This window comes from Curtobacterium sp. MMLR14_006 (assembly GCF_001864985.1).
GTDB lineage: Bacteria > Actinomycetota > Actinomycetes > Actinomycetales > Microbacteriaceae > Curtobacterium.
The window spans coordinates 20524-32522 of sequence record NZ_MJGU01000023.1; the positions used below are offsets into that span (position 1 = coordinate 20524).

Genomic DNA, 11999 nt, shown 5'->3' on the forward strand with positions numbered 1-11999 from the left:
CCGCCGACCGGGAGGCACGGGTCGGCTCCGTCAGGCGTCGTGCCTGGCGTAGGTGCTCACGACGTTGCCCTTGCTCGTCACGGTGCTGTCGACCAGCCGCAGGCGCGTGGGCGGGTCGGTCGGTTCGAACAGCCGGCGCCCGGCACCGGCGATCGCGGGGTGCACCATCAGCTGCAGCTCGTCCAGCAGGCCGGCGAACAGCAGGTGCCGCACCACCGTGACGCTGCCGCACACCGCGATGTCGGCGCCGTCGCGCTGCCGGAGGTCGCGGACGAAGGTGTCGAGGTCGCCCGGGATCCTGGCGGCGTTCTGCCACGTCAGGTCGTCGCCCAACGTCGTGGAGGCCACGTGCTTCTCGATCGGGTTGATCCACTGCCCGAACGGGTCGTCCGGGTGCGCCGGCCACCACTCGGCCCACTCGAGGTAGCTGTTCCTGCCGAGCAGGACGGTGTCGGTACGGGCCATGAAGGCGCCCATGCCCGCACCGAGCTCGTCGTCGAAGCTGTCGTACTGGAACCGGAACGGGTCCTGCACGACCCCGTCGACCGAGGTGAAGAGTCCCGCGGTGACCGTGCGCATGGTGCGGATCGTACGCCCGGTCCTCCCGGTCCGCGAGGACGCTGACCCGGTGCTGCGAGTGGTCGCGTAGCCTCGGTCCGTGCGCGCCAAGGTGGAGACCGTCCGGATCGACGGCCTCGCCGTGCGCCTGCACACCGCGGCTCCCGCCGGTCGCGTCCGCGCCGACCTGGCCCCCACCGTCGTGCTCGTGCACGGCATCGGGATGTCGCACCGTTCCTTCGGGCGGTCGCAGCGCGCGCTCGCCGCGACCCACCGCACCGTGAGCGTCGACCTGCCCGGCTTCGGCGGGGTGCCCGGCGCCGGTCGGGCGCTGTCGGCCGCGGAACTCGCCGACCTGGTCGTCGCGGCCGTCCGGTCGTGCGGCGCGGACGACCTCGTGGTCGTCGGGCAGTCCCTGGGGACGCAGATCGCGGTCGAGGCCGCCCGCCGGCACGCCGACGCCGTCGGCTCGGTCGTGCTCGTCAGCCCCGTGGTGGCGTCCGACCGGCGGTCGCTGCTGCTGCAGGCGCTCGACCTGGCCCGTGACTCGCTCGTCGAGGGGCCGCGCATGAACGCCGTGCTGACCACCGACTACCTGCGGAGCGTGCGCCAGTACGTGCCCGAGCTCGCGCCGATGCTGCGCTACCGCATGGAGGACACCATCACCGAGGTCCGTCAGCCGGTCCTGGTCGTCCGCGGCTCGCTCGACCCGATCGCCCGGCACGGCTGGTCGGCCGGCATCGCCGCGGCAGCCCCAGTCGGCGCGTTCGTCGAGCTCGCCGGTGCCCACCACGTGCAGGAGCGGCAGCCCGTCGCCTTCGCCCGGCTGCTCGGCGAGTTCCGACGTGCCCAGGCCCGCGAGGGCCTGCGGTGACCGAGGTGCTCCGGTCCGCCGACCGCGTGCCGCTGCTGCGACGCGCACGGTGGGCGGTGCTCGACTGGTGGTACGCGGTCGTCTGGCAGGTGCGGAGCCTCGGGCCGACCACGACCGACGACTACCGGACGGGTGACGGCCAGCCCGTCGTCGTGATCCCGGGCGTCTACGAGACCTGGCACTTCATGCGGCCGCTCATGGACGCCCTGCACGACCGCGGGCACCCGGTGCACGTGCTGCCCGTGCTGCGGCACAACCTGCGCCCCGTGCCCGAGTCGGCGGACGAGGTCCTCGGGTACCTGCGTGAGCACGACCTGCGGGACGTGCTGGTGCTCGCGCACAGCAAGGGCGGACTCATCGGCAAGTACGCGATGACGCGACTCGACGACCACGCCCGCATCGACCGCATGGTCGCGGTCTCGACGCCGTTCGGCGGTTCGGGCTGGGCCCGCCTCGCGCCGGTGCGGCACCTGCGGGCGTTCCGGGCGTCGGACCCCGTGCTCGCCGCACTCGCCCGGGAGCTCGACGCGAACGCGCGGATCACCTCGGTCTACGGGGTCTTCGACACGCTCATCCCGGAGGGCAGCGAGCTCGCGGGCGCGACGAACGTGCGGCTGCCGGTCGGCGGCCACTTCCGGATCCTCGGCGACGCGCGGACGCGGTCCGCGGTGCTGTCCGCTGCCGACCCGGGCACCGCGGCACCGGACCGGGAACCGGCCTGAACGATCGGCCCTGCGCCGGCGGGTCCGAGCACCGTCGCCGACGCCGGCCCGGGGCATCGCGTGCCCGGGTCAGGCCCGGCTCAGGCCCCGGGGCATCGCGTGCCGAGGTCTGGCCCGGCTCAGGCCCCGGGCAGGAACAGGCAGAACGGGTGCCCGTCGGGATCGAGCAGCACGCGGACGTCGTCTTGCGGCTGGAACGCTGCCTGCGTCGCACCGAGCTCCTCGGCGCGCGCGACGGCTGCCGGCAGGTCCTCGACCTGGAAGTCGAGGTGCAGTTGCATGCCGGGGGCTCCGGGCGTGCCGGGCCAGGTCGGGGCGACGTACCCGGACTCGTACTGCACGGAGAGACCGGGGCCCTCGGCGGGGCGGATGCGGGCCCAGGTGGGGCCGTCCTCGTGGACGGTCCACCCGGTCAGGGCGCCGTAGAACCGGGCGAGGGCGATCGGCTCCGGGGACTGCAGGACGGTCGCGGCGAGCGTCGGCATCGAGGCGTCTTCGCTGGTCATGCCGCGGAGCGTACGCCGATCAGCGGCCGGAGCCGTTCACCGGGCCGCCACGCTCGCGCGCTCGACGATGCGGTGCGGCACCACCACGGTCTCGGGCGGCCGGCCCCGGTCCTCGATCCGTCGGGTCAGCAGGTCGAGGGCCGCGGTCGCGAACGCCCGCCGGTCGAACGACACCGTGCTCAGCGCCGGGATCGCGTACGCCGCGCCGTCGATGTCGTCGAAGCCGATGACGCTGACGTCCTCGGGCACGCGGACACCCCGCGCCGCGAGCACGTGCAGCACCCCGAACGCGATCGAGTCCGTGAACGCGAAGACGGCGTCGGGGAGCGGGTGCGCGTCGAGCCAGGACGCGAAGGCCGTCGCCGCCGCGCTGGTCGTCCACGCCGGCAGCGGCACGCGGAGCGACGGGTCGGGGTCGACGCCGGCGGCGCGGAGGGCCTCGAGGTGGCCCTGCTCCCGCAGTTCGCCGGTGGCGGTCGGTGCCGACGCCCGGGGCGCCCCGACGATCGCGATGCGGCGGTGACCCGCGGCGAGCAGGTGCTCGGTGACCTGTGCGGCGGCCGCTCGGCTGTCGACGTGCACCTGGTCGACGTGTTCGGGTTCGACCTCGCCGATGACGACGGTCGGGGGGAGCCCCTCGGTCGAGGCGAGCACGCTGCCGCTCAACGACACCGGGTTGAGCACGAGCCCGTCGACCAGGTGGGCGCGGGCCCGGGACACCAGGTCGCGCTCGCGGGCCGGGTCGTTGCCGGTCTGGTCGAGCTGCACCACCCACCCGCGGTCCCGGGCGAGCTCGACGAACAGCTGGGCGAGTTCGGCGGAGTAGGCGCTGCCCATCTCCGGCAGGGTCAGGGCGATGGCACCGGAGCGGCCGTTGCGCAGACCGCGGGCGGACAGGTTCGGGACGTAGTCGAGCTGGGCGAGTGCCTGCTCGACGCGCTCCCGGGTCTCCGGGCGCACCGCGACCCCGCCGTTGATGACGTTGGAGACGGTCTTCGGCGACACCCCGGCGAGGGCGGCCACGTCCCGCACGGTTGCGCGCATCGGGTCGAGCGTAGCGCCGCTGCCGGTCGCGGGTGCAGCGGGTCCGCTCCGCGCGGTTCGTGAGCAGCAACGGTCGGGTTCCCCCGGACGACCCGACCGTTCCTGCTCACGAAGCGCGCAGCCGCGCTCGCGACGCCCCCGGACCGCCCTGCGGAGCGGGTGTGCGCTCACTGGAGCGTGACAACCGTGGAAACAGATGGCAACCGATTGCCACGTTGTAACCGCGTCCGCCAGGGTCGCTCCAGGAATCCAACGGAGGAGGCCCCGAGTGACGACGCTCGACGACCGCGCGACCACCACCGCGCAGACCGCACCACCCCCGGACCCCGGGCTCCGCCGCCGCACCACGTGGCAGCGGATCCGACGCGACCGGGTCCTGCTGCTGATGGGGCTGCCCGGCCTCGCGCTGCTGCTCGGCTTCCACTACCTGCCACTGATCGGCAACCTCATCGCGTTCCAGGAGTACCTGCCGTTCGTCCCGCTCGGCCGCAGCCCCTGGGTCGGGTTCGAGAACTTCTCGGTGGTGTTCGACGGCGATGCCGAGTTCCTCGGGGCGCTGCGGAACACGCTCGTCATCACCCTCGTGCAGGTCGTCTTCGTGTTCCCGGCACCGATCGTCCTGGCGCTCATGCTCAACTCGCTGTTGTCGGAGCGGGTCAAGGGGGTCGTGCAGTCGATCCTGTACCTGCCGCACTTCCTGTCCTGGGTGATCGTCGTCGCCGTGTTCCAGCAGATCCTCGGCGGCTCCGGGCTCGTGAACAACGCGATCCGGGCGGCTGGCGGCGACGCGATCGACTTCCTCGGCAACCCCGACGGGTTCATCGCCCTGCTCACGAGCCAGGTGATCTGGAAGGACACCGGCTGGGCGACGATCCTGTTCCTCGCCGTCCTCAGCTCGATCGACGCGAGCCTGTACGAGGCGGCGAAGATGGACGGCGCGAGCCGCTGGCGGCAGCTCTGGCACGTCACGTTGCCGGGCATGCGCGGGATCATCGTCCTGCTGCTCATCCTGCGCCTCGGGGACTCGCTCACGGTCGGCTTCGAGCAGATCATCCTGCAGCAGCAGGCCGTCGGCCGTGCCGCCAGCGAGGTCCTCGACACCTACGTCTACAACAACGGCGTGCTCGGCGGCCAGTGGGGCGTCGCCGCCGCCGTCGGACTCGTCAAGGGTGTCGTGGGCGTGCTGCTCGTGCTCGGCGCCAACAAGCTCGCGCACGTCTTCGGCGAAGCGGGCGTCTACCGGAAGGAAGCGCGATGACCGCCACGCACACGGTGACCGTCCCCGGGCAGCGGAAGCGGAAGCGCGGCGGGCCGGACGCCGCACCGCTGCCCGGCCGCCTGCTCACCGGCACCGTCCTGTTCGTCATCTGCCTCGTCGTCATCCTGCCGTTCGTCGGCATCGTCTCGACGAGCCTGGCCCCGACCGCGCAGGTGAACGACGCCGGCGGGTTCGTGATGTGGCCGGAGGGCCTCGACCTCGGTGCCTACGAGAGCATCTTCGCCGGCGGGGTCGTCACCCGCGCACTCGTCGTGAGCATCGGCATCACGACGGTCGGCACGCTGATCAGCCTGTTCGTCACCGCGATGCTCGCCTACGCGCTCAGCCGCCCCGGCTCGTACGGCTCGGGCGTCGTGCTCGGCCTGGTGCTCGTCAGCCTGCTGTTCGCACCGGGGCTCATCCCGAACTACCTCGTCGTCAAGCAGTTCGGCCTGCTCGACTCGTACTGGGCGCTCATCCTGCCGACGGCACTCAGTGCGTTCAACGTCATCGTGATGCGGTCCTTCTTCATGGCGATCCCGCAGGAGCTGCTCGAGTCGGCCCGCATCGACGGCGCCGGCGACTTCGCGGTGTTCTGGCGGATCGTGCTGCCGTTGTCGAAGGCCGTGCTCGCGGTCATCGGCCTGTTCTACGCGGTCGGGTACTGGAACGCGTTCTTCAACGCCCTGCTCTACATCAACGACACCGCGAAGTGGCCCCTGCAGCTCGTGCTCCGGACCTACGTCATCAACAACGCGCAGCTCGGCGGCTCCGATCTCGGCGCCTCCTCCGACGCGTTGCCCCCGCAGGCGTCGATCCAGATGGCGATCCTCGTCGTCTCGATCGTGCCGATCCTCATCGTCTACCCGTTCCTGCAGCGGCACTTCGCCAAGGGTGTCCTGACCGGCGCGGTGAAGGGCTGACCGACGTGACCACCAACGGCATCACCCGCCGCGCGCTCATCGCGGGCGGTCTCGGGGTCGCGGCCACGGGCCTCCTGGCCGGCTGCTCGACCGTGACCCGCTCGACCGACGTCACCGCCATCAACCGCGCGGTCACCCTGCCGGACCACGTGCCGTGGACCGGAGGTCCGCGACCGGCGCTGCCGCAGACCAGCACGCTCATGCCGAGCGCGTTCCGGAGGATCCCGGCGACGCTCGTGCCCACCGACGGCACGCCCGGCGACGGCTCGACCGTGCACGGCAGCGTCCCCACGAACTCGCCCGTGCCGCCCTCCAAGGGTTCGAACCCGTACTGGCAGGGCCTCGACGAGCGGATGGGGATCGACCTCGACCTCACCATCACCCCGAACGCCGACTTCGGCAACAAGTTCGCCACCCAGGTCGCCGGCGACACCCTCGGCGACGTCTTCACCGTGTTCGGGTCGTTCCCGTACCTGCCGCAGTTCCTCGAGGCGAAAGCGGCGGACCTCAGCCCGTACCTGTCGGGCAGCGGGGTGCGCGACTACCCGTACCTGGCGAACCTGCCGACGGCGTCGTGGCGGGGCACGGTGTTCTCCGGCGGCATCTACGGCGTCCCGGTCCCGCGCGGACCGCTCGCGTCGCAGGCGTTGTCCCGCCGCCAGGACCTGTTCGCGCAGCTCGGCGTCGACCCGTCGTTCTCGTCCGTCGACGAGTTCGTGCAGCTCTGCCGCGAGGTCTCCGACCCGCACCGCAACCGCTGGGCGCTGGCATCCGTCCCGACCAACGCCCTCGCGCCGATGTTCGGCCTGCCGAACCAGTGGCGGCAGGAGGGCGGGCGCTTCACCCACATGTACGAGCTCGACGAGTACCAGGACCTGCTCGAGGTGTCGCGGAAGCTCGTCGCCGAGGACCTCGTCCACCCGGACAGCATCACGGCCTACAACGGCAAGGTCTGGTTCGTGCAGGGCTCGGCGCTCATGCTCTGCGACACCTACACCGCCATCCCGGGGCTGCTGCAGCAGGCGACGCCCGGCAGCGGCTTCGAGCTGACGATCGCGCCGTTCGTCGGTCCGGCCGGATCCGAGCCGGAGCCGTGGCTCGGCGACCCGAACAACACCATCAGCGCCGTCGCCGCCGGCTCCGAGGAACGCGTGCGGGTCCTGCTCGAGGTGCTCAACTGGTGCGCGTCGCCCTTCGGCACCGAGGCCTGGACCTACCGCAAGTTCGGCATCGAGGGTCGCGACTTCGAGTACCGGGACGGCGCCCCCGTCCTGACGAAGACCGGCAACAGCGAGACCGCGCTCGGTGAGTTCCCGCTGCAGTACTTCACCGAGTGCCCGCTGCCGCTGTTCTACGCGGGGCACCCGGAGATGACCGACACCGTGCACGACTCGCTCGCGTCGTGGGTGGACCGGGGTCTCGCCAACCCCGCGTACGGCCTGTACTCGCCGACGAACTCGACGAAGGGTCCGGCACTCGGCACCTTCGCGACGAACGCGATCAACGACGTGCTGCTCGGGCGGGCGAAGGTGTCGTCGTGGCGGTCCGTCGTGCGCGAGTGGCGTCGCCGGGGCGGTGACGCCGTCCGCCGGGAGTACCAGCAGGCGCTGGCGGCGCGCTCCTCCTGACCGCGCCGGAGGGTCGGGGCGCGGCGGGCTGCCGGCGGTCGCTTCTGCGGAAGCGACAGATTCCTGCGGATGGTCGGCGGCAGACTGTCGCTTTCGCGACCTGCTTCCGGTCGGGAGGCACGGGGCGGGCCGGTCACGTGCCTCCCGTCCGTCTGCCGGTCACCACCCGACGGTGCGGGGCGGGCCGGGAACGTCGGAGGCGAGCGAGCGCGTCAGCGGCGGGCGATCGCGTCAGCGGCGGGCGATCGCGTCAGCGCGGGGTGACCGCCAGGTTGCGCCACTGCGCCTCGACGGCGTGCTCACGGACCCCGACCGCGCCGCTCGTCGTGCTGCAGGAGCCGAAGTCGGCGCTCGCCTGCACGACGGTGCCACCGGCCGAGGGAGAGGCGGTGGCCGTGACCACGCAGCCGACGACGGCCACCGTGACGTGCCACCACTCGCCGAGCCGGGCCGGACGGGGCAGGGCCGTCGACGCCCCGGGCACCCACCGACCGGCGTCGTGCTGCCCGACGACGAGGCTCGTGCCGCTGATGCCGGCGGAGAACCCGCGGAACGCGTCCGTGCCCGCTCCGGCGTCGTTCACCCGCGTGATGAACCCGGCGTCGGTGGCGGCGGTCGGTTCCCGCATCAGGCGCACGTCGCCGGTCAGCGTCATGTCGCCCCACGAGCGGTTCAGTACCTGCTTGTCGCCGACGTTCTGGTCGGCGGTGTTGAGGATCGTCTCCTGCTGCTGGTCGAAGGTCCACGAGCCGCCGTACGTCGCGGCCGCCGAACCGTCGTTGAACGAGGCGGTCGCGAAGGTCGAGTTGTACGGGGAGGGGGTCACCGACGGCTTCGGAGCCCCCTGGGTCGCGGTCACGAACCGGTAGCCCGCCTTGCTGTCCTGGTTCCGCAAGCCGATCGCACCGGCGGTCAGGCACGTGTCCGAGGAGTCCGTGTAGGTGGCGCGGGTCCAGTCGTTCGCGCCGACGGTGGTCTGCCAGGCCATGATCGTGCACCCGGACGCCTGGACGACCAGGTGGTAGAACTGCCCGCGCCGCAGGTCGCCGGGGATCGTGGTGCGCGCCAGCGACGGCGAGTAGGTGCCGTTGCGCATCCGACCGATGAACAGTGCGTTCGTCGACAGGTCGATCGCGGCGTAGTACGCGTTCATCGCGTCGGTGCCGGCAGCGGGCGACGTCACCCGGACGAGCAGACCGGCCTGGTCGCCCTCGTTCACCTGCACGTCGCCCTGCATCGTGTAGTCCGTCCACTCCGGGTTGCCCGTCACGGCCTTCGGGCCGTCGGTGCCGCCGCAGGACTCGATGAACTTGCCGTACCCGAAGGTCGTCGTGGTCGCCCAGCAGCCGTTGTAGGTGGTCCAACCGGCCTGGCCGCCGGCGAACGAGTCGCGGTACGGGAACGTGGTGCGGTTGTAGCTCGACGCGCTCGCCACCGAGTTCGTCGGGTGCGCGAAGGTCGCCGTGTAAGCGCCGTCGGTGGTCGGGAACAGGCCGGCGACGACGACCCCGAGCGCGAGCAGGGCCACGACCAGGGACCGCCACGGACGCCGCGTCCGCGCGGGTCCCGGGACCGTCGCGCTCACCGTGCGTCCTCCGCGGTCGGGGCGGCGGACCCGGCGGCGTCGACCAGCGGCGCGGTCGTCCGGCCGACGACGAACGCGACGACGACCGGGACGGCGCAGACTAGCCCGAGGACGGCCCACCCGGTCGGGGACAGGTCGAGCCGCGACGCGACGTGGAAGACGCCGTCGGTGTCGCCCGGCACGGCGAGTTCGGCGGTCCCGCCGCTCACCAGGTGCGCGGACCCGCCGTCGGTGACCGTGGCGCGGATCGGGAGCACGCCCGTCGACACGACCCGTGCGACGCCGTCGCCCGTGTCGGCCGAGGTGCCGAGCAGCTGGAGCGCCACGAACGGCCGCAGGACCGCGCCCACCACCGCGACCGACAGGGCGGCACCGAACAGCCGCAGTGCCGACCGGAGGTCGCCCGGGGCGAGGAAGCCGGTGGCGAACCACACGAGGGCCACCGCGGCGACGATCCAGGGGAGCGCGCGGCCCGCCCACCCGACGACCGGCAGGACGGCGACGACCTGGCCGACGGTGTCGGAGGGGTCGAGGAGCCAGGCGTCGGGCGAGGCGTTCACGTCGCCCTTGGTGCGGATGCCCGACGGCCCCGACGCGTCGATCCGGTGCGTGTACCGGTCGCCGCCCGCTCCCGGACGGAAGGTGATGACCTCGCCCACCGCGAGGCCGCCCGCCGTCGCCGGCCGGGTGACGACGAGGCTGCCGACGGGCGCCGCGGTGCCCATCGACGGCGTGCGGACGTCGAACACCCGCACGCCCGACAGGGCTGCGATCGTCAGGGCGCCCACCCCGAGCACCACGAGCAGCAGGACCACCCCGACCCGGACCGAGACGCCGGTGCCCCGCCCTCGGCGACGACCGCGCGCGGGCAGCACGGCGACCCCGGGGCCGTCGACGACGACGGTCCCGGGGCTCCGGAGGCTGCTCGTGCTCATCGGCTGTCAGGGATCGACGACGGCGTCGTCGACCGTCCCGCTCAGGCGGTGAAGGTCCAGGTGAGGGGCTGGGAGAGCGAGAGGCCGGCGGTGTTGTTGGCCGAGTTGGCCGGCAGTGCGACGGTGATCTTCGCGGTCCGCACCTCGGACGGCTGCAGCGGGTACGGGATCGTGGTCGACGTGCCGGCGAGGCTCGCCGGGGTCGTCGCGTCGGGCAGCACGTCGGCGTCCAACCACTTCATGGTGACGATCACCTTCTGGCACAGGTCGACGCTGCTCCCCGACGGGGTGGTGGCGCAGGAGCCGCCGGACAGCGTCATCTGCTTCGGCTCCGCCTTGCCGCTGTTCTTGAAGGTCACGGTCGTGGTCTTGCTGTCGCCGGGGCGCAGCGTCTGCCCGCTGTACAGGTTGGGCGTCGAGCACGTGGCGGAACCGGAGGCATCGGTGGTGCAGGTGGTGCTCGACCCGGCCTCGTTCGTCTCGGCGACGTCGACCGACGCGGTCGAGACGGTGTTGTTCGGGTGCAGGAAGCTCGCGGTGTACGCCGAGAGGGTGCCCGAGAAGGACATGGACAGGGCGATGGCAGCTGCGATCCCCGCGCCGATGACGAGCGGGCTGAACCGCTTGCGACCAGCGGTGGTCGCGACGACGTGCTTGGACATGGCTGTGCTGTACCTCCGAGAGGCCCGGGTCGGGTCAGGGACACCGCGCGCGACCCACTGGCCGGCGCACGGAGCAGCGCCCCCGGGGATGGGCGCTGCGTACTGAGTGGTATTCAGTCCTGCACGCGACTGTAGGCACGCTCAGGCCGCGCCGTGTCCCCCAGAGCGCGGGCAGACAGGTCCGTGCATCCCTCGGCCGAGGGGTGTCCGGGGCCGGTCGTGCCCCCGGATCAGGGGGCGATCCAGCCCGGCTCCCCGAGGAGTTCCTCGACCTCGCGCACGAGCCGAGCCGCGTGGAAGCCGTCGGCGGCGGCGTGGTTCACCTGCAGGGCCATCGGCAGCAGCACCCGGTCGCCGACGGTCCGGTACCGACCGAGCGTGATGATCGGCAGCAGGTGGTCCCACCCGTCGGCGATGTGCAGGGCGAAGCCGGTGAACGCCGTCCAGGGCAGGCTCGACACGTCGAACACGTTCCGCGGGCGGTCCTGCTGCGGGAACATGCGGGTGTCGTGCCGGTACTCGGCGATGGTCGCGACGGCGTCGTCGTGGAACCGGCGGAAGTCGGCGTCGTGGCGGACCACCAACCCCGAGAACGTCTCGGTCTCCGTGTGGAACACGGTGAACTCCGGGTGGACCACGTCCCACACCGCGGGGGATCCGTCCGGCAGGAGCTGCATCCGGAACTCCGGGTGCCGGTTCACGACGGTGCTGATCGCCCAGAGCTGCGCGGGGTAGGTCCGCACACCGGCACGACGGACCGCGTCGACGAACCGGGTGGCGTCGAGCTCGACCGTCATCTCGTACGAGCAGGGCACCCGCCGCCGGTAGTGCTCGAAGTGCTCACGCCGGGCCCAGCGGTCCGTGTCGATCGGTTCGAGGTGTGCGTCGGACGGGGTCATCGGACCAGCATGGCCGTCGGTGCCGCAGCCGCTCAGTCCGTCGGGTGCACGAGGCAGAACGGGTGACCGGCCGGATCGAGGTACACCCGGAACGTCGCCGTCCCGGAGCCCGTCGCCGTCGCCCCGATCGCCAGGACCGCGGTCTCGCCCGCGTCGAGGTCGTCGACCTTCACGTCGAGGTGGCTCTGCTGCGGGACCGCCTGGCCCGGCCACTCCGGCGCGCGGTACTCGTCGACCCGCTGGAACGCGAGGATCGGACGGTGGTCGGTGAAGGGGAGCGCGACCTCCGCCCAGTCCTCCTCGAACTCGACGATCTCCCCGCCGAGCAGCTCGGCGTAGAAACGGGCGAGGGCGCGGGTGTCCGAGCAGTCCAGGACGACGACGTCGAGTGTGCCGATCATGGCC

The 11999-nt window shown here is 72.4% G+C and carries 13 protein-coding genes; 5 read left to right on the plus strand and 8 right to left on the minus strand.

The annotated features are described in order from the left end of the window. Positions 1-30 precede the first annotated feature (30 nt). Entirely contained in the window at positions 31-579 is a 549-nt protein-coding gene (locus BIU94_RS11885) for a dihydrofolate reductase family protein (RefSeq protein WP_071260493.1), read from the minus strand. Positions 580-658: 79 nt separating this feature from the next. On the opposite strand from BIU94_RS11885, the gene BIU94_RS11890 reads away from it, so the two are divergent. Both BIU94_RS11890 and BIU94_RS11895 read left to right on the plus strand, forming a co-directional pair. Next, the gene (locus BIU94_RS11890) at positions 659-1432 is read left to right on the plus strand and encodes an alpha/beta fold hydrolase (RefSeq protein WP_071260497.1); all 774 of its coding nucleotides are present in this window, start codon (positions 659-661) and stop codon (positions 1430-1432) included. After that, entirely contained in the window at positions 1429-2154 is a 726-nt protein-coding gene (locus BIU94_RS11895) for a triacylglycerol lipase (protein ID WP_254784807.1), read from the plus strand. The genes BIU94_RS11890 and BIU94_RS11895 overlap by 4 nt, the downstream gene beginning before the upstream one ends. A gap of 119 nt (positions 2155-2273) precedes the next feature. On the opposite strand, the gene BIU94_RS11900 is transcribed toward BIU94_RS11895, so the two are convergent. Continuing rightward, complete coding sequence (locus BIU94_RS11900) at positions 2274-2660, minus strand: VOC family protein (protein WP_254782989.1); 387 nt, start codon at positions 2658-2660, stop codon at positions 2274-2276. Positions 2661-2696: 36 nt separating this feature from the next. Beyond that, the gene (locus BIU94_RS11905) at positions 2697-3704 is read right to left on the minus strand and encodes a LacI family DNA-binding transcriptional regulator (protein WP_071260501.1); all 1008 of its coding nucleotides are present in this window, start codon (positions 3702-3704) and stop codon (positions 2697-2699) included. A gap of 385 nt (positions 3705-4089) precedes the next feature. Here BIU94_RS11905 and BIU94_RS11910 point away from each other — a divergent pair, with 385 nt between their 5' ends. From BIU94_RS11910 to BIU94_RS11920, 3 genes are read left to right on the plus strand one after another with little or no spacing between them, the layout of a single operon-like run. Then, positions 4090-4962 (plus strand): sugar ABC transporter permease, encoded by an 873-nt coding sequence (locus tag BIU94_RS11910; RefSeq protein WP_071261886.1) that lies wholly within the window; start codon positions 4090-4092, stop codon positions 4960-4962. Further along, a complete protein-coding gene (locus tag BIU94_RS11915) occupies positions 4959-5885 on the plus strand; it encodes a carbohydrate ABC transporter permease (protein ID WP_083404789.1) in 927 nt (308 codons plus the stop codon). Before BIU94_RS11910 ends, BIU94_RS11915 begins: the two co-directional genes overlap by 4 nt. 5 nt (positions 5886-5890) lie before the next feature. Beyond that, complete coding sequence (locus BIU94_RS11920) at positions 5891-7513, plus strand: hypothetical protein (protein ID WP_083404790.1); 1623 nt, start codon at positions 5891-5893, stop codon at positions 7511-7513. A gap of 250 nt (positions 7514-7763) precedes the next feature. Here the strand turns inward: BIU94_RS11920 and BIU94_RS11925 are convergent, their stop codons facing one another. The 5 genes from BIU94_RS11925 to BIU94_RS11945 all read right to left on the minus strand — a co-directional run bounded on the left by BIU94_RS11925 (position 7764) and on the right by BIU94_RS11945 (position 11995). Beyond that, the gene (locus tag BIU94_RS11925; RefSeq protein ID WP_071260504.1) at positions 7764-9098 is read right to left on the minus strand and encodes a family 16 glycoside hydrolase; all 1335 of its coding nucleotides are present in this window, start codon (positions 9096-9098) and stop codon (positions 7764-7766) included. After that, positions 9095-10033: a hypothetical protein gene (locus BIU94_RS11930; protein ID WP_071260506.1), complete on the minus strand. Its 939-nt coding sequence runs from the start codon at positions 10031-10033 to the stop codon at positions 9095-9097. The genes BIU94_RS11925 and BIU94_RS11930 overlap by 4 nt, the downstream gene beginning before the upstream one ends. Positions 10034-10074: 41 nt before the next feature. After that, positions 10075-10695 carry a hypothetical protein gene (locus BIU94_RS11935; protein ID WP_071260510.1) on the minus strand — a complete coding sequence of 207 codons (621 nt, stop codon included), beginning with the start codon at positions 10693-10695 and terminating at the stop codon, positions 10075-10077. Between the two features lie 230 nt (positions 10696-10925). Further along, entirely contained in the window at positions 10926-11594 is a 669-nt protein-coding gene (locus BIU94_RS11940) for a CatA-like O-acetyltransferase (RefSeq protein ID WP_071260513.1), read from the minus strand. 32 nt (positions 11595-11626) lie between these two features. Next, positions 11627-11995: a VOC family protein gene (locus BIU94_RS11945; protein WP_083420952.1), complete on the minus strand. Its 369-nt coding sequence runs from the start codon at positions 11993-11995 to the stop codon at positions 11627-11629. Positions 11996-11999 lie beyond the last annotated feature (4 nt).